At 45.2% G+C, this 18,638-nt stretch carries 15 protein-coding genes; 8 read left to right on the top strand and 7 right to left on the bottom strand.

Annotated elements, in window-relative coordinates:
* Window positions 1–12: 12 nt before the first annotated feature.
* From OH459_RS14430 to OH459_RS14410, 5 genes are all read right to left on the bottom strand, one after another.
* Complete coding sequence (locus OH459_RS14430; RefSeq protein ID WP_269987341.1) at window positions 13–2,658, bottom strand: hypothetical protein; 2,646 nt, start codon at window positions 2,656–2,658, stop codon at window positions 13–15.
* A 248-nt stretch (window positions 2,659–2,906) separates the two neighbouring features.
* Window positions 2,907–4,448 carry a hypothetical protein gene (locus OH459_RS14425; protein ID WP_269987339.1) on the bottom strand — a complete coding sequence of 514 codons (1,542 nt, stop codon included), beginning with the start codon at window positions 4,446–4,448 and terminating at the stop codon, window positions 2,907–2,909.
* 4 nt (window positions 4,449–4,452) lie between these two features.
* Complete coding sequence (locus tag OH459_RS14420) at window positions 4,453–5,025, bottom strand: sigma-70 family RNA polymerase sigma factor (RefSeq protein ID WP_005446332.1); 573 nt, start codon at window positions 5,023–5,025, stop codon at window positions 4,453–4,455.
* Window positions 5,026–5,027: 2 nt separating this feature from the next.
* Window positions 5,028–6,503, bottom strand: a complete 1,476-nt coding sequence (locus tag OH459_RS14415; RefSeq protein ID WP_269987337.1) for a chromosome partitioning protein ParA — start codon at window positions 6,501–6,503, stop codon at window positions 5,028–5,030.
* A 31-nt stretch (window positions 6,504–6,534) separates the two neighbouring features.
* A complete protein-coding gene (locus OH459_RS14410; RefSeq protein WP_017189912.1) occupies window positions 6,535–7,887 on the bottom strand; it encodes a serine/threonine-protein kinase in 1,353 nt (450 codons plus the stop codon).
* A gap of 231 nt (window positions 7,888–8,118) precedes the next feature.
* Between OH459_RS14410 and OH459_RS14405 the strand changes: the two genes are divergently transcribed.
* The 4 genes from OH459_RS14405 (at window position 8,119) to OH459_RS14390 (ending at window position 11,020) form a co-directional block, all read left to right on the top strand.
* Window positions 8,119–9,126, top strand: a complete 1,008-nt coding sequence (locus OH459_RS14405; protein ID WP_269987334.1) for a LacI family DNA-binding transcriptional regulator — start codon at window positions 8,119–8,121, stop codon at window positions 9,124–9,126.
* Window positions 9,127–9,180: 54 nt separating this feature from the next.
* Window positions 9,181–10,107, top strand: coding sequence for a LysR family transcriptional regulator (locus OH459_RS14400; protein WP_009699062.1), 927 nt, complete (start codon window positions 9,181–9,183; stop codon window positions 10,105–10,107).
* 203 nt (window positions 10,108–10,310) lie between these two features.
* Window positions 10,311–10,688 carry an SMR family transporter gene (locus OH459_RS14395; protein ID WP_005430013.1) on the top strand — a complete coding sequence of 126 codons (378 nt, stop codon included), beginning with the start codon at window positions 10,311–10,313 and terminating at the stop codon, window positions 10,686–10,688.
* Between the two features lie 2 nt (window positions 10,689–10,690).
* A complete protein-coding gene (locus OH459_RS14390; RefSeq protein ID WP_005434604.1) occupies window positions 10,691–11,020 on the top strand; it encodes an SMR family transporter in 330 nt (109 codons plus the stop codon).
* Window positions 11,021–11,911: 891 nt separating this feature from the next.
* Here the strand turns inward: OH459_RS14390 and edd are convergent.
* Together edd and OH459_RS14380 are read right to left on the bottom strand one after the other, a co-directional pair.
* A complete protein-coding gene (edd, locus tag OH459_RS14385) occupies window positions 11,912–13,708 on the bottom strand; it encodes a phosphogluconate dehydratase (protein ID WP_269987330.1) in 1,797 nt (598 codons plus the stop codon).
* Entirely contained in the window at window positions 13,705–14,226 is a 522-nt protein-coding gene (locus OH459_RS14380; protein WP_005449047.1) for a gluconokinase, read from the bottom strand. Before OH459_RS14380 ends, edd begins: the two co-directional genes overlap by 4 nt.
* A 152-nt stretch (window positions 14,227–14,378) precedes the next feature.
* On the opposite strand from OH459_RS14380, the gene OH459_RS14375 reads away from it, so the two are divergent.
* The 4 genes from OH459_RS14375 to OH459_RS14360 all read left to right on the top strand — a co-directional run bounded on the left by OH459_RS14375 (window position 14,379) and on the right by OH459_RS14360 (window position 18,632).
* Entirely contained in the window at window positions 14,379–15,755 is a 1,377-nt protein-coding gene (locus OH459_RS14375) for a GntP family permease (RefSeq protein WP_005434597.1), read from the top strand.
* A 9-nt stretch (window positions 15,756–15,764) separates the two neighbouring features.
* Window positions 15,765–16,376: a bifunctional 4-hydroxy-2-oxoglutarate aldolase/2-dehydro-3-deoxy-phosphogluconate aldolase gene (locus OH459_RS14370; protein ID WP_045413945.1), complete on the top strand. Its 612-nt coding sequence runs from the start codon at window positions 15,765–15,767 to the stop codon at window positions 16,374–16,376.
* Window positions 16,377–16,770: 394 nt separating this feature from the next.
* On the top strand, window positions 16,771–18,039 hold the full coding sequence (locus OH459_RS14365; RefSeq protein WP_269987324.1) for an SMODS domain-containing nucleotidyltransferase: 1,269 nt from the start codon (window positions 16,771–16,773) through the stop codon (window positions 18,037–18,039).
* A gap of 29 nt (window positions 18,040–18,068) precedes the next feature.
* Window positions 18,069–18,632 (top strand): SLATT domain-containing protein, encoded by a 564-nt coding sequence (locus OH459_RS14360; protein WP_194566405.1) that lies wholly within the window; start codon window positions 18,069–18,071, stop codon window positions 18,630–18,632.
* The last annotated feature ends 6 nt before the right edge of the window (window positions 18,633–18,638 follow it).

The raw sequence follows: 18,638 nt of genomic DNA, 5'->3' as shown, positions 1-18,638 counted from the left end.
AGCTTCTAGTTATCACTTTTCAAAACTAAAGATAATGCGTTCTGCTTCATCAGTACGCTCTGGAGTGGCTTCGATAGTGTAAAGCCCCGCAGGAATTGCTGCTGAATGATCTAAAGGCATGAAATCGATGTAACAAGAGCCTTCAGCATCTCTATATTGTGGTTGGCTGCTGAAGTAGTTGTCAGCACTGTAGCTGTCACCGTGAACTTGGATACGACCGTAGTTGAGATAGATATCTTTTAGGATTTCACAAGTTTTTGCATTACGACCATAGATTGAAGCTGAAGTGTATGGACTGCCTTGGTAATCAAATTGTTGAACGATGCCAGAAACTTTCAGTTCAGTTACCACAATATCATTTGCGCCTTCTTCAGATGGCATCGCAATGAATGTTTCACGGTCTACCCAATTAGCATCTTCTTGAGATTCGCTAACGTCGTTGTTAAGCGCTTCTTCGACATATTGAGCATTTGTGTGGTAAGAATACAGCTCGGTTGATTTTTCATCGCCTTCTTCATCTGTGAATGACACGAGGAAATGCTCGTCGTCATCAAAAGAGTGTTGTTTGATGACATCCAATGTCATTTTCATACCATCTTCTTGGGAGATAATCTTGCCATCAATGATTGTGTATGGGACACCTTCTGTAAACTCTGACATGTCTGTGTCACAAGTTGATAGATTGTCGCTATCTCGATCGTTCCAGTACATCGTTTTCGTGTTCACATCTAGGTAGATTGAGTCACACCATCCTTTAGCGAAGTTGGTACCATTGTGACCAATTTCTACGAAATGTAGGAACTTACCTTCTAAAGGATGTCCTGCAGGAGGAGGTGTTACGTCATCTGCTGGTTGAACGTTTGGCAGTGTGATCGTTACGTATTCAGAAATTACGGCATCGTCAGCATCTGGGTTTACACCTGCCGCAATCACGAATGAACCGTTTTTCGTTGCACTAGTTGGTGTGCCAGAAACAGTCAGTGTGCCGTTGTTATCAACATTGACTTTTAGACCCGGAACGGTTGTTGCGTACTCATCTTCTTCTGTACCAGCGTAGTATTCGATTGCACCTGACGTGTGCTGAGCTTCAAAGACTTCAGTAATATTGAAGTCTGCATCAACAGCTTCACCAACTTTTAGTGTTGTTAGCTGTACTGTGATTTCTTGTTGAAGTTCTGCAAGATCACCGCGATCAATTTCAATCGATGCTTCAGGTTGTTTTTCAATGTCATCTAGCTCGAAGACTTTGTAAGTCGTATTGATACCGTCAAATGCAGAGATCGTGATTGTTTGACCTTCAGGGTAAATGCGAGATGGCTTACCTGTGATTTTCAGCTCAGTCTGACCTTGTGTTTCTACAAGTTCAAGTACTAAGCCATCAACAGATGTGTATGCTTTAAATGCAAGCTTTTCGTCGTCAGAGAACAAGTTGTCAATACGGAATTGTTCATTCTGAACTTCAACACCTTGGTATAGCTCAATACTGTCAATCCACTCTTCGATTGTATCAGCGGCTTCTGTGTTGATTGTTGGCGCTGGATTTTCAACGTTTACTTGTAGGTCGAAAGCGGTTGTTACAGCACCAAAGGACTTATCTTGTTCTTGTGAGTTGTAGTCAGTTGCCGTTAGCTTGATTTGGTAAGCAGGACGAACTGGAGTTAGCTCACCTGAAATCGTTAACTTGCCACCATTGATAGCCGTAGTTGTTAGATTTTTGACCACAGAACCATCAAGTGTGATGACGCTTACTGTGATGTCGATGTTTTTGTTATCGTCATCTTCAAAAAGGGCAAGATCGCCAGCAGCAAGAGGCAGTTCTAAATTGATTGAGTGGCTATCAAGAGGCTTCAGTTCTGTATTGATAGCTTTTACAACGCTCTCATTTGCAAATAACTTGCTGTTGATAACGGGTTCGCTAACTACGCCATTGTTGACTTCAATAACTGGTTTGAAGTTTGGATCATCTAGTTTGTCTGCGTTGTTTTTATCATTAACGACGTCAGTTGCTTTATCGGCAATTGCAATAGCGGTTTCTGCAGAGTAGCTGTCTTTTGCTTGTGCTTTAGACTCGGTTAGAATCTGAGCCGTTTTATGTAAAGCGGTATTGTTAGCGGCGATTACATCAGTAAATGCAGTATCACCCTCGATACCTAATGTCTCATTTACTTTGTTTTTCGCTGCTTGGATTTTTTCTGGTGTTGGGTTAGCACCAGCTTGGATTGCAACAAGGTCAGTCAGCGGAGAGATAACTTTCTCACCCGGAAGTGTACGGAATACAACCTCATGAGCCATAGCTTGGGTTGGGTTGTCCATATCAACCGTGTATGTGCCCGCAAAAAGTTGTGGATCGCGAGCAATCAGTTCAGCTTGAACAGTACCACCCGGAATAATGGTTTGAATCGCAAGGTTCTTTTCAGCAGAGTATTGTTTGTCTGTTAGCGTCACCTGACCCTCATCATTGGTTAGACCAATAATTGGGTCGTTGCTATCTAGCTTTCCATTGTTGTTTACATCTTCAAAAACGACTGCTTCTTTGAAGTAGCCATCAAAGCCTGTAATCACTACACCAGAGTTGTTGTTGCTTGAACCACTATCTGAACCACCACAACCGGTTAGCGCGATAGCCACTGACGCTGCTAGTAAACTCACCTTATTCATTGTTTATTTGTCCTTGTTTCGTTTCCGAATGAGAAAGTCGCTTTTTATTGTTTTATTTTCTAATCTCACTAGTGAGATTAGAAAAGCTGCGCATTTTTAATCGGATTTGGAAGCGGCTTCAAGACACGGAAAACCAAAGAAAAACCGTAAAAATTTTTGGAATATTTTTTCTTGGAATTTCTATCAATAAAAATATCAATTAACTTTAAATTTAGGTCTTTATAAACAATGACTTGTGTTGTTTTGGTTTATTTATAGGCTGCTGTATTTTTTGGGTAGTGGTAAATCATGTTTATTTTTAGCTCTTCTACTTTGCTCGCGTACTGAGGAAATGGGCGTAGGATGTAGCTATAAACCTCCCCCTGAATAAACTCATCATTAGCATGATAATCATTGTTGAAGTAGACATAAGCGTATGCGGATGGCTTAGGTGCAGTCGCGCAATCGGTATTATTGGAGTAAGAAATTACCTCGCTAAACATCCCTTCACCTGCAAGGATTGAGGTGTCCCAAAACTGACAGAATTCATGAGCAAATAAGTCGCTATTAGACGTGACTATGTTGAGATCTGAGTCGAAACCGTTGTAATACTCACCACCTTGAGCATGCCTTCGGTCAAAAATATAGTTACCCGCGAGCGCATGGCGATAACCACCGGCAGTCGGAATGAGCAGATCAAATAAGGCGGACTGATACAGCTCTTTTCCAGTATTGACGTTCAAACGCTCTTCCATTGAGCGCTTGTTTTTTTGCATGGTGTAGCTTTCGAAACGATTGTTATCAAAGACGGTAATAAAGTAGTTCTCAGTGTCTTTGTGAACTCGTGACGGGTAGGTTTTCTTCGTAGTCCAGATCTGACGGCTACCTTTGATGTGGATGATCAATGAGTCATCACTGATCTGGTATTCCCCGACTTTATTCAGCTTATGCTCGTCTGGGCAGCGAGTTTTGTTGTTTGAAGCAGCATAAAAAACTTCATCATCAATGAATTTAAATGCTTCACAGTACACAACTTCGTAAGGGTACTTGCGTCCACCGAGCAACGTTGTGGTTTCAAGGCGATATACCACACCATCAATGAGAGGATGTTCTGTATCGTTCTGCTCTGCAGTGACTGCTGGCAGCTCGAAGCGTGTCGTGACCCAAGCGTGATCTTCTGTCCCATGGTGGTCATCACGTGCAGAGACTGCCAAATATGTGGTTTGGTTGAAGTCTTTTGGCGCGCCTTGCAGCATGATTTGCCCTTGGTTGAGAACGCTCAGTCCGTTGGCGTTTTCTAGCCAAATTCGCGTGGTGAGTAAGTCTCCTTCTGGATCTTCGAACAGCTGTTCCAACCCTAATGAGTAGTTGATAGGGTTGTTTTGCGTCAGTTCCCAACTATAGATAATGGTTTGTAATTGCTGCTCAACCGCTAGGTTTATTATCGGCTTGCCGTTCTCTGTTGCATTGTCGTGTGCAGATTCACTGATGTAGGTTATCGTTAGGTTTTGGGAGTAATTGGCCTCCAATGCTCCCAAAGCATCTTCAACCTGATCAGGACGGTCTGACAACGTGGATTCAAGCGCTTTTTCAAACGCCAGTTCATTGCTTCTTTCCAATGCAGATGCGGTGAGTGCCTGTTTTACTTCGATAAGGGAAGTGCGTTCTCCGTGAGGCGTATTTCTCTTTTTCTCGTTATTATTCGCTGGTTGTATGTTGGCAGCCGCAGCTGTGGTTTGCTCGTCTGTTAGCCAGTAAAGCGCCATCAAGCAGGTACTCAATGCACCTGCAATCCAGTATTTCTTCTTCATGATTTTACGCGTGTGCCATTCTTGATTGCAGCCAACTGCGGGAGAACTTAAGGTCTTTTTCAATCAAACTGGCGCTGCATTCGAGCAGTTCACAGATCTCTTGGTTTTTCATGCCCATCAGATATTTGAGCTTTAACGCGTTGGATTGGCGCGGGTAGCGCACACTAAAGTTATCGAGTGCTTTATCCATGATGATGAGTTGCTCGAAGCGATCTTCTTCTTCTTTCATCAGCGTGATGTGTTGGCGTTTTTGCGCTTGATGTGAGCGAGCGTTGTCGATCAGGATTTGGCGCATTACTTTGGCTGCCATTAAGAAGAAATCGCGCTTGGTTTCAATCTCACTCATGTCGCAATTAGACATCTTTAAATACGCGTCATGGATCAGAGCTGTGGTGCTGTTTACGCTGTCCGACAGTACCTTATTGTCGGTTCCGTATTTCTCTGCGTTGCGCTCGCGTTCTTGTTGAGCAATTTTACGCAGTTGTAGGTAAGCGAATTGGTACAACTCACTTTCCGCCTGTTTATCGCCTGCTTGCCACTGTTGGATAATTTGCGTCAGAGTAGATTTAGAAGTCATGGCTATACATCCTCACTTACTTTTACAAACTCAGAGATGGAATAGGTTTCAACGCGATCAGAACCATCGCGATTACGGCTAATGTCTTGTTGGTAACGATACAAAATGCCTTGCTCCCAGCTTTTGCCAGCAGGTAGGTATTCCCACGTGGTGTAGTTGATTTCAGAGGGTTTTGACGACCAACGCACCATCACGTTCATTTGCGCGAGTTCAGCACTTGGTTGGTCATTGTTGACCCACCACATGTCCAAATACTCGTTGGTGACATCTTGGGTGTATAGACTGGTATCTGTAGGGCAGGCAACGGCATCGACAGGTAAACGCAACACTTGGTTATGACGCATTAGTAGACACGACTGCTTCATTGAGTCTTGTAGGTATTGAGTTTGTTGCCATACACCTTGGTAGGCAATTTCGCTATCGACAGAGTCAGGATAGGTAAACCACAACATCTCAGTACGGTTGTGGTGCTTAACGTGCTCGTTTGGTCCCAACCCCTGTACTTTTTCCATTAATAGCTGGGTGCTCGGATCGAAGTTGAGTGCAACCGATCGATATTTCCAATCGCCTTCATCGTCATAATCTTCTAACGAGAAGCCATTAAGGTCGCTACGGGTACAGCCTGAATCGGCGCATCCGACCAAGCTTTCCCATTCAGAGAACTTTTCAATCGGTTCGACAATTTCTTCGGTTACGCTCTGGTTAAGTGCTAGGAAACAGCCTTGGAAGTAGTCGCCAACACTTGGATGTTGAATCAGGCTCTCTTTAGTGATGGTGAAGTTAATCTCGCCAATTGGTGGGCGGTAACGCGGGTGGTGTTGATAGCGAATATCGAATGCACAGGCGCGACCCTGCCAATCCTTTTTCTTGATGATGATGTTCTTAAATCGCACGTCACGAGGCTCAAAAATGATCTCATTTGAGGCGAAGTTCTTTTCGATGTAGCGTTGGCTTTCATTTAGATGTTCAACCGCTTCTTGCACCGAAACCCAATCCAAATTGAGTTGGTGTTTAGCATCATCTAAGAAGTTGAGGTCAAGACGCTTGAGCTGTGCTTGGAAGGTTGGATCGGATAATACCTTGTTGATTAGCACGATTTCTTGACGGTTTTCCGGAGTGCTGTCGAGAGAGAGCAACAAGCGGGTCATATTGATGCTGCGACTGGGTTTTGTGGTCGCCATGGTCGGTGTGAGCACTTCTTGGCTCGACATTGTGGTGAGCAAGTAGCCGTTATCATCATTGCCGAGGAAGAAGCTGATGACATCGCCAGGACGATACTGAAATGCGCCTTTGTTTGTGTGACCAGACAGGTTGGAACTGGTTTTGTAATACAGACCAGTTACCGGTGAATCGATGAAGAAACCTTGTTTTATGGTAGGCGTTGTCGCTTCTGCCGACGGAGTCGTAGAAGTAGAGTTCGCCCATGCTGGTGCTATCGCTAACGCAGACAACCAGATCGCAATGGAACGTGTGTACATTTTAATTTTTAAGCCTTTCTTATGTTTAGCCTTACTGTTGAGTGCGGTCCTTTGGTGCACAATTTGGCTGACAACTTATTGATTTAGTGAGGTGCTTCTCTGGCACCGGTGTCATCATCGCCAACAGCATTTTCTGTTTTATGTGTTTGGGGATATCTGGGTTAGACAGAATCCGCCTGCGTGTCAGTTCCATCATGGCACTGACGGACATATGCTCGACGTTTTGCCCCTTGGCATGAAAGACAAGGCGCGTCACTTCGTACATGATGTCTTCTGCAATCTTCTTCTCTTGTTGCAGTTGTATGTTCTTTTGAATCAGAGTGTTACCAAACAGCAAACCAGATAACACTAAGATTGCGGACAACAGCGACGGCAGCGGTCGGCGTTGTACTAAACGAAGCGTACTGTACAGTGGCCAGTGCTTCTTTTGCTCTATTGGGCGTCGTTCTAAAATACATTCAATATCTTGGCGCAGTGTCCGAACATTGAGGTAGCGCTGCTTTGCTTTCGCTCGCGTTGCGCGTCTCACCACCCAATAAATATCTGACCATATTGGCTGATCAGGAAACATCAGCGCCAGAATCTTACCCAGTGAATACACATCACTTTGCTCAGTCAAAAACGCTCCGGCTTGCTGTTCTGGGCTGGCGTATTTTTCACTGAAGGCAATTAATGCCGGAGACGAATCATCACTGTTTGATTGCACCTTTTGTGTCAGGTTGAAATCGAGCAGTTTTGGTCGTTTATTGCGATCAATTAGGATGTTTTCTGGTTTGAGATCCGCATGCAGGACTTGATGCTGGTGGGCGTGTTCCATTGCCTGACAAATCTGCTTAAACAGCAACAACTTGTCATCGTCTTCCATTGGCGTGAGCAACAAATACGAGTCTAAGGTCTGACCAAAAACGCGTTCCATCACGATGTAAACCGAATCACCGTGCAAGCCGCCATCAAACACTTTGGCAATGTAAGGATGGTTCAAACGAGCCAGAAGCTGAGCTTCATCAAACAGCGCGCGTTTGCCTAATACATTACTGAGATTGGTTTGGATGAACTTGATCGCAAGGTCTTGTTCGAACGTCTCGTCAGCGCGCAGTGCCGCATATACGACCCCCATGCCTCCACGCCCTAACTCGTGGGTGAGTCGGTACTTGCTAACCTCTTCGCCCGTTAGGTCGACCTCTTGTTTGGTTGCCAAATTCGCGCCGAAGCCGAGCAACTGTGTCAGTTGTTCTTCTTCGTTTTCGCTAGCTAAAAGAGGAGCGATTTGGAGGTAAAGCTCAGGTTGACTCTGCTGCAATTCGTTGAGGTATTGCTGCTTTTGAGAGTCGTCCAGATCAAGCAGGTGATAGTAAATCTGGGTTTCGCTAGAGCCTAACTGCACTGTACTTCGTATCTTATTGTTTTAGGTACGCTATTTTATAAGAAACTCAATATTAATGTCATTTATTTATTCAGCTTTGAATCACAATGTTGGAATTGCAATTTGATGGTTATTTGAGCGGTAAGGTTATGATTTTATTAATGATGTAGCAGATGGATTTTGCCGAGCTTGTCGACGAGGAGTCTATTCGTCATAATGTTACTAGTAACATTACTGATAAATTAGATATTTATGGCTCAGCAGAATAAGAAAGCACGAACGACATTGCAGGATGTCGCAGACAAAGTTGGCGTAACAAAAATGACCGTCTCGCGTTACATGCGCAATCCAGACTCAGTGGCAGAAAAAACGCGAGTGAAAATTGCCGCTGTAATTGAAGAGATGGGCTACATCGAAAACCGTGCTCCGGCGATGCTGTCGAAGTCTTCCAGTAAAGCGATTGGTATTTTACTGCCTTCACTGTCCAACCAAATTTTTGCGTCTTTTGTTCAGGGCATTGAAACGGTCACTAAAGCTAATGGCTATGAAACACTGCTTGCGCACTTTAGTTATGATGAGCTGGAAGAAGAACGCAAAATCGCGTCGCTGCTCTCTTATCAAGTTGACGGCTTAATCCTAACTGAAAGCCATCACACTCAACGCACTTTGCAGATGATCAAAAACGCTGGCGTTCCTGTGGTAGAGACCATGGAACTGCCAGAGCAGCCGATTGATATGGCGGTTGGTATGGATCACGAAGACGCTTCTTACAGCGTCGTAAAGCGCATGTTGGAGTCGGGCAAACGTACTATTGTTTACTTCGGTGCTCGCTTGGATACGCGCACTAAATTGCGTATGCAAGGCTACGATCGCGCGATGACGGAAGCAGGGTTGGAGCCAAAACATGTGCTAACAGGTGATCACTCAAGCTTTTCGCTAGCGCATGATTTACTGGAGCGTGCACTGGCAACCTACCAAGAACTTGATGGCGTATTTTGTACCAACGACGACATCGCAATTGGTACCTTGTTGAGTGCTCAGCAGCGCGGCATCAAAGTGCCAGATCAACTTGCGGTGGTGGGCTACAACGCATTGGACATCGGGCAAACTATTAGCCCGAAACTAACCAGTGTGGATACACCGCGTTTCGAGATTGGTGAGAAAAGTGCCGAGCTATTGATTGCACGCCTTAAGGGTGAAGAGCAAGCCGAGACGGTCGTGAATATGGGCTATCAAATTACAGCAGGCGAGAGCGTCTAACTCGCTCTGACTCACGTTTATTTTTCATCATTCGTTTCTGATAAGGACACGGGCATGCCACACCAACTTGATGCGTTAGATCTTAATTTAATGCGCTTACTTAAAGCCGTGGTAGAAAATCGCAGCATCAAGTTGGCGGCGATGCAGCTTGGTATTTCGCAACCCAGTGCCAGCCGTGGAGTGATGAAACTCAAAGACGTGTTTGATGATCCGCTGTTTGTGCGTAAAGCGCATGGGGTAGAGCCATCCCCAATGGCGATTCGCTTAGCGGCGGAGTTCGATAACATGCTGTCGCCGCTAGAAAAAGTAGTGCAGGAGTTTTCGGACTTTGACCCACTCGAATACCAAGGTCAGATTGCGATTGTGACTGACCCTTATTTGATGGACGAACAAGGTCAGCGTTTATTACGCGGTTGCCATCAAGCCTTCCCTCAAGCCTCGTTTGCTTTTTCAAGTTGGAACATCTATTCCCAAGATGAGATGCTAGAGGGCGAACATGACTACTGTATTCTCGACCAAGAAACCGAGTTGTCGAAAGACATCTACATGCGTCCGTTATTTGTTGAAAAGCGTGTGATTTTGGCGCGTAAAGACCACCCGACGTTGTCGCAAATCAGCAATGATTGGGATACGGTGTCGGAATTGCCACTGGTCTCTTTGCCTGCGCCAGCATCCTACAACCCGCTGTGTACGGTGGAGTCAGAATATCGCCGAATGGGCTACGAGCCCGTTGTATTGCTCAAGTCCTACAACTTGCGCGTCGCTTGCCAAATGCTGCTTGAGACCGATGCCATCATGTATGCCAGCCAAAGTACTGCACATTTGATGCACGAGCTTGCCTCTTATCCAATGCCGATGGTCAACCGAGAGTTTAGCCAATTTGTTGTTTCTGGGGGTTATTTACAGACTTACCGCAACCACCCATTGCATCGCCATTTGCACCAAGTGGTGCAGCAAACTCTCAATACGCCATTAACGTGATCGGATAAGCAAACTGTCCTTTTAGATATTCAAAAATGAATATCTCAATTACCTGTCTGTTTTGCTGAAGAAGGGCTAATCTGACTACAAATAGTCAGGAGAAGCGGCTCTTTTTATCTTATCAATTCTTTGAATGTCTGATTCTTAAAGGACATTCACCATTCTCCGTTATGCAGTTTTTTAATTTCTGGGGAGGATGAATCATGCTCATTGCACGTCTATTTTTATTGCTCGCCATCGTTGCCGAAGTTGCCGGTACCAGTACGATGTCGTTTATTGGTGAAAGTAATGCGTGGGAAGGCTATCTGGTGATGTACGTTCTGATCGCCATTTCCTATTACTTCTTGTCAAAAGCGGCAAAGAAAATCTCTATCGGTGTCGCGTACGCAACATGGGAAGGTTTGGGTATCGCCTTGATTACCCTGGTTTCTATTGTCTTATTTGATGCCAACTTAAGTACGCAGCAGTTGCTTGGTTTGGCGCTGGCGGTGGTCGGTATTGTGTGTGTGACGCTCGGTGAATCACACGGTCAGCCTCAACAAAAAGATGAGTTGCCAAGCTCATCGAATGCGAGGTGTTAATCATGAGCCAATTTTTCACTGTTTCATTTGGATTTGTTGTCATGGCGGCGTTGGTCGACATCATGGCGAACATGGCGCTGACTCGCTCTAAAGGCTTTAAGCACAGAGGGTGGGGCATCACTGCGATTGTCTTGGTGATGGCAGCGTTTACTTTGCTTGCTCAAGCGGTAAAAGAGATCGACCTTGCGATCGCTTACGCCTCTTGGGGCGCGATAGGTATCTTAGGTACCGCGATTGGTGGTGCTTTGCTGTTCAAACAAAAGCTTAAGCCGATTGGCTGGTTTGGTATCTTTGTGGTGATTGCTGCAGTTGTGGTGATGAAGACAGCTTGATGTTCTTTGCCTGAGTCCTAGATATCGTCATTCTGAACAGCGAGGGACGAGCGTGATTCAGAATCTACCAACAAAAAGTGCTGTGGCAGAGGTATTTCCTCTCGCTTCACAGCACTTTGATAGTAGATTCCTGATCTCGCCTAGGCTCGTCGGAATGACGGATTCATTCATTTATTTAAAAAGAAAAGTGACTAACCCCAAAGCTCGTCATTCTGAACAGCGAGGGACGAGCGTGATTCAGAATCTACCAACAAAAAGTGCTGTGGCAGGGATGTTTCCTCTCACTTCACAGCACTTTGATAGTAGATTCCTGCTCTCGCCTAGGCTCGTCGGAATGACGGATTCATTTATTTAAAAAGAAAAGTGACCAACCCCAAAGCTCGTCATTCTGAACAGCGAGGGACGAGCGCGATTCAGAATCTACCAACAAAAAGTGCTGTGGCAGAGGTGTTTCCTCTCGCTTCACAGCACTTTGATAGTAGATTCCTGATCTCGCTTAGGCTCGTCGGAATGACGGATGCATTCATTTATTTAAAAAGAAAAGTGACCAACCCCAAAGCTCGTCATTCTGAACGGCGAGGTACGAGCATGATTCAGAATCTGCCAACAAAAAAGTGCTGTGGCAGAGATGTTTCCTCTCACTTCACAGCACTTTGATAGTAGATTCCTGATCTCGCCTAGGCTCGTCGGAATGACGGATTCATTTATTTAAAAAGAAAAGTGACCAACCCTAAAGCTCGTCATTCTGAACAGCGAGGGACGAGCGTGATTCAGAATCTACCAACAAAAAAGTGCTGTGGCAGAGGTGTTTCCTCTCGCTTCACAGCACTTTGATAGTAGATTCCTGCTCTTGCCTAGGCTCGTCGGAATGACGGGGTCTTTCTTCCCGCGTTAAACAATAAAGCTTGCGCCTTCTTCTGCGCTCGAAACGCTCTGACGAATCACGCTAAAGAAACCACGACCCCATGTCTGTTGCTTGGCTTCAGTATCCATCTCCAACAATTCACGACCCGTAACGTCGCTGAGGTTATTCAGCTCGCCAGTTTGGCAATCAACGCGGATGATGTCGCCATTGCGCACCAAACCAATCGCGCCGCCACGAATTGCTTCTGGAGAAACGTGGATTGCTGATGGAATCTTACCGGATGCACCAGATAGTCGACCGTCCGTCACTAGCGCGACTTTAAAGCCCGCTTTCTGCACGTTGCCGAGGATTGGCATCAGTTTATGTAGCTCTGGCATGCCGTTCGCTGCAGGACCGTTGTGCGTCACGACCACGATGCAATCTTGGTTTAGCTCACCGCGTTTGTACGCCGCTTCCACTTCGTGTTGGCATTGGAATACGATCGCAGGCGCTTCGATGATGCGCTGATCTTCTTTCACCGCAGATACTTTCACTACCGCTTTACCCAAGTTACCGTTGAGTACGCGAGTACCACCGGTGTTTTGGAAAGCTTGCGTTGGCGCAGCAATCACTTCGCTGTCTTGGCTGCCACCACATGGTGTCCAAGTCAGTTTGCCGTCGACTAGGCTTGGTAGCGTCATTTGGTCTTCGAATTCGCCGAATACCGGTTTCACGTCACGATGAAGCAAGCCTGACTCGTTCAAACGATGTAATAGTGCAGGTACGCCACCCGCTTCTTGGAATGCGTTCATATCAGCTGGACCATTCGGGTAAACACGCGCCAATAGTGGCACCACTTCAGATAGATCACTGATGTCTTGCCATGTCAGAATCAAACCTGCTGCACGCGCCACTGCCAACATGTGGATAGTGTGGTTGGTGCTGCCGCCCGATGCCAACAGCGCGATAATGCCGTTGATGAGGCTCTTTTCGGTGACAACTTCAGACAATGGACGGAAGTTGGCTGAACCTGCATTCATTGCCGCAATTTTCAGCGCAGCGTGATCGGTCAGCGCCTTACGTAGCTCAGTATGTGGATGGATGAATGCCGAACCTGGTAGCATCAAACCCATTGCTTCAAACACAAGTTGGTTGGTGTTTGCGGTGCCGTAGAAGGTACACGTACCTGCTGAGTGGTAAGCGCGACACTCCATATCAAGTAGCGCGTCTTTGCCTACTTCGCCCGCTGCGTATTTTTGGCGAACGTCGACTTTCTCTTCATTGCTGATGCCTGTTGCCATCAAACCTGCTGGCACAAATGCCGTTGGTAGGTGTGCGTAAGACAGCGCGCCCATCAATTGTCCCGGTGCGATTTTATCGCAGATACCCAGAAGCAAGGTCGCATCGAATACGTTGTGGCTCAGTGAAAGCGCTGTTGATTGAGCAATTAAGTCACGAGAAAACAGTGACATGTCCATACCCGCTTGACCTTGAGTCACGCCATCACACATTGCCGGAACACAGCCAGCAACTTGCGCAGTGTGACCGTAACCAGACAGCACTTGTTTGATTTGATCAGGGTAGTGTTGGTACGGCTGGTGGGCACTTAACATATCGTTGTAAGCACTGATTAGCGCTACATTCGAATGAGTGAAATCCAGAATGCTTTTCTTTTCTGAAGAACATGATGCCGCAACAGCGTGAGCCAAGTTACCGCAAGACAGACCGACACGACCTTTGCCTGCTTCTGCTTGGACTTCAGTGCGAGCAAGAAACGCTGCACGCGCCTCTTGGCTGCGCTCAACTAAGCGTTGGGTAACGTCTAAAATTACTTGATGAGTCATGCCATTGCCTCGTCTTGCACTAGGATTAACTCAGCGGCATTCGACACAACGTCTTCGATGGTTGCATCAATGCTGACGAAAATGGTGCGAGGCTCATCTTCTGGGCGCTCTAGGGCTTCGAACTGGCTGTTGACCATGTTCTCTTTCATGAAGTGACCTTGGCGAGCACGCATACGCTCAAGGATCAGTTCTTTACTGCCATCTAGGAAAAGGAAGGTCACGTTCTCGTTGCCTTCGCGGATTTGGTCACGATAAATCTTTTTTAGTGCCGAGCAGACAATAATGCCGTGCTCGTTTTTGCTTTCTAAGCTATAAGCAGCGTCGCGGATACGTTCTAGCCAAGGTTTGCGGTCGTCGTCGTTCAGAGGCTGACCTGATGCCATCTTCTGAATGTTTGCTCGTGGGTGAAGATCATCACCATCAATGAATTTACGTCCCAGCTTTTTCGCCAAGTGCTCACCAATTGTGGTTTTGCCACTCGCACAAACGCCCATAACGACGACACTACTACCAGCCATAACTTATCCTCATAACAAATTTGCGCGTGATCTCAATTTTTGAATTCACTTTAAAATATGGGTTTATCTTATTCATGTTATCGGTAACATGTTACCGGTAACTCAAATAAATGTGAACCACAACACAAACAATAATTTTTAAAGGTGAACCCATGGAACAGCTAACCCAAGCTCCAGACCCTACGTTCCTATTAACGATTGCAGTCCTCGCGATTGCGGCGTTACTTGTATTGATTATTAAGCTAAAAGTGCACGCTTTTGCTTCCCTAACTATGGTGAGTTTAGGTACTGCGATTGCGACTGGCGTTTCTTCTGACCAAGTTGTCCCAACCATGATGAGTGGTTTCGGTGGCACACTGGCTTCAGTAGCATTGCTGGTTGGTCTTGGCGCAATGATCGGTAAGATTTTGGAAGTAACTGGCGGTGCGCAAGTGCTGGCAGATACTTTGATTGGACGCTTCGGTAAAGAGCGCGCACCATTTGCATTGGGTGTGGCTTCACTACTGTTCGGTTTCCCAATCTTCTTTGACGCTGGTCTAGTGGTCATGATGCCAATCATCCTAAGTGTGGCAGCACGCTTTGGTGGTTCGCCAATCAAATACGCACTACCAGCAGCGGGTGCGTTTGCAGTAATGCACGGCTTTGTTCCTCCGCACCCTGGTCCTGTTGCAGCAGCAGAATTCCTAGGCGCAAACATTGGTCTACTGCTTGTTGTTGGTATCCTAGTGGCTATCCCAACTTGGTACCTAGGCGCTTACCTATTTGGTCTGTACGCGGGCAAGAAATTCGATATCCCACTATCAAAAGCGTTCTTCAACGGTGAAACACAAGTTGACGAATCTAAGCTGCCAAAATTTGGCACAGTAATGACCATCCTAGTGCTGCCTGTACTGCTAATCTGTTTAGACACAGTACTGAACACGCTAGCAGTTGCGGGTGTGATTGATGGCAAAACAGCACTGGTTGAGTTCCTACGTATGCTAGGTAAAACGCCAGTAGCACTTCTGATTACTCTGCTAGTATCTCTTGCGGTATTCGCGAAAGACTACGGGATGGCAAAACTTGAGAAGCTGTGTGGCGATTCATTGGCTCCGATCTGTGGCGTTATCCTAGTAACAGGTGCGGGCGGCATGTTTGGTGGCGTACTGCGTGCAAGTGGTATCGGTGATGCACTAGCAGACGTTCTGACTGACACAGGTATGCCAGTGATCGTAGCTGCGTTTGTTATCTCTACCTGTCTGCGTGTTGCTCAAGGCTCAGCAACCGTGGCACTAACGACAACTGCAGCACTTATCGCGCCAGTAGTGGCAGCATCAACTGGTTTGAGCGAGCTAGACCTATGCTTTATCGTTATCGCGATTGCAGGTGGTGCAACAGTGCTTTCTCACTTCAACGACTCTGGTTTCTGGCTAGTATCTCGTCTACTAGAGATGGATGAGAAAACAACGCTAAAAACTTGGACGGTAATGGAAACTTTACTTGGTGGTATCGCATTTATTATCGTAGCAACATTAAGCTTTATTCTTTAGAGGTTACCCATGACAACACTTGAACAACGATTAAGAGAAATCAAAATCGTCCCAGTTATCGCAATCAACGATGTAGCACACGCTCTGCCACTGGCAAAAGTGTTGGTAGAAAACGGTTTACCATGTGCGGAAGTGACATTCCGCACTGAAGCGGCGGCTGAGTCGATCCGCATCATGCGTGAAGCGTACCCAGAATTGCTGATTGGTGCTGGTACAGTACTGACAACAGAGCAAGTGGACATCGCGATTGAAGCGGGTGTGGACTTTATCGTGAGCCCTGGTTTCAACCCAACGACAGTGAAATACTGTCAGCAACGCAACGTGACAATCGTACCGGGTGTGAACAACCCAAGCTTGGTTGAGCAAGCAATGGAAATGGGTCTACGTACCCTGAAGTTCTTCCCTGCTGAGCCTTCAGGCGGCGTAAACATGCTTAAAGCACTAACGGCAGTTTACCCAGTGGAATTCATGCCGACAGGTGGTGTAAGTCCATCTAACGTGGAAGATTACCTAGCGCTGAAATCGGTTGTAGCGTGTGGCGGTACCTGGATGGTGCCAACCGCTATGATGGACAACGGCGATTGGGATGGTATTGCTGAATTGGTTCGCGCAGTTAAGTAAAACGCGCAAACGGCTCCGAAATCCCCCCGAACGTTTTAAAACGTGAATAGAAAAAGGGTCATCAAGTAATTGATGACCCTTTTTGTTTATCTGCTTAAATCAACAAAGCGATTCATGCGTGATTAACGCATCGTTGTAAGATACCAACACAAGTGGTTTCTGAACTAAATCTGGAAAGTTATGTGTGATAAGGCTTTTCAGTGTTTTCCAGAAAAACAATATTTTCTTGTTGTTCTGCCCAAAAATTGAGTATTAACAGTATCATTTTTCAGAATGTCACACACATCCTTTAACCTAAATTATACTCATTAAGTTGAGTATTTCTGGCTTGTTTACCTTGTTTTTGAGCATATCATCCCCATAGATTTGTTAGGGATTTATTTATGGAGCTTGTATGACTGTCTCAACAGATTTTAAAACTTTGCTAAATAACCTACAAATTAAAAATAGAGGGCAGATAGGAAAGCGATATCGAAGTATAACCCGTGCTCTAAACCTTAAGTTTCGCGGTAATGACTCCAAAACTTCTTATTCAAAACAAGTTGGTTCTTACGGTCGAAAAAGTGGAATTCATGGGATTTCTGATTTAGATATGCTTTATGAGCTTCACAGTGATGATTGGAAACGTTTTGAACACAATCCATCGTATCTTTTGCAAGTAGTTCGTGGCGCTATACGCGAGGTCTACAAAAAAACAGAAGTTAGAGGTGATGGGCAGGTCGTTGTCGTTACTTTCAAAGATAAGGCTAAATTTGAAATCTGCCCTGTTTTTCGTCAAGACGATGGACGGTATAAATATCCAGACTCTAATAAAGGTGGTTCTTGGCCAAAATGCAATGCAGACGCAGAACTTTTGGCATTTCGGGAGCTTAACACTCTACGTAAAGGGCACCTTCGTCGCTTATCTAAGATGGTACGAGCTTGGAAAGAACGAAATGATGTTTCAATGAGTGGCTTTTTGATTGATACTCTTTGTTATAAGTTTTTTAAAAACAACTCTGATTTTGATGAGAAGAGTTATGCAAGTTATGATCAGTTGTCGCTAGATTTTTTTTCATTTTTGGAAAAGGAAGGAACGCCTGACTACTACAGAGCTTTCGGTAGCATGTCTAAAGTTCCAGTAAAAAAACCTTTCCATCGAGTAGCAAAAGCTGCGCGAGAAATGTGTGAAATTGCTATGCAGGCATCATCAGAAACTGAAATGCGGAAAGAATGGAAAAAAGTGTATGGAAAACCATTCCCTAGCCACTCAGTAAATGAAAACCTTCCTGCGGCTAAGGGGGAACAATTTATTGAACATACCTATCCAGACTCTGAGCTTAAGTATGAAATTTCAATAGAATGCGATGTGAGAAAGGATACGATTACACATAAACTGTCTAGGCTACTTGGCTCAGACTCTCCTTTGAACAAAGGCTTTAATCTGAACTTTCATGTTGATTATCATAATATCCCTGATCCTTTTGAACTGAAGTGGAAGGTTAAGAATGAGGGAGAACAAGCTCTTAAACAAGGTTGTCTAAGAGGAGAAATCACTGATGATGATGGTAGTTTAAGTCGAACAGAATCAACCTCATTCGAGGGTGATCATTATGTTGAATGCTATGCGATTCAGAATAAGAAAGTTGTTGCCCGTGATCGCATTTTGGTTCCAATAGCCTGAGGGTAGAGGTAATCACATTTGAGGTTGGTATGTCACAAATAAATCAAGTTCTTTTAGATCAGATTCGAGAGTGTTATGGACGTGTAGTGTGGACTCATAAAATACATGAAAAGTGTAAAGATATCCTGGATGACAAAAATAACGCAATAAAGCTTGCTCAGATTATTCTTTCAGCGATTACTACAACAGGTATTTTTGCCGCAGTTTTTGGGAACAACACTATGGTTGGATATGCATCAGCAGTCATCTCGTTGTTGTTAACCATTATTAATGCATATGTAAAGAAATATGATCTGGGCGGTCTTTCTCAGCAACACTTAGGTGCAGCGAGTTCTCTTTGGAACATACGTGAATCATACCTTTCCCTAATTACAGATATGCATTCAGGGGTGATTTCTGATGATGAGGTTCGTCAAATTAGAGACTCATTACAAGAGAAGCTAAATAAACTCTATAAAGGCTCACCTTCTACCAATGTTGGAGATGCCTATCAAAAAGCATCTAAAGCGCTTAAAAACAATGAAGAACTGACGTTTAGTGATGAGGAGATAGATATGTTTTTACCTAAGTCACTGCGAAAAATTAGCAAGTAGGTTTTT

Origin of the sequence: Vibrio sp. MM46 (genome assembly GCF_027587135.1) — a bacterium.
GTDB lineage: Bacteria > Pseudomonadota > Gammaproteobacteria > Enterobacterales > Vibrionaceae > Vibrio > Vibrio harveyi.
The sequence above is the reverse complement of the archived record's forward strand: the minus strand, read 5'-3'. Positions and strand labels throughout refer to the sequence as shown.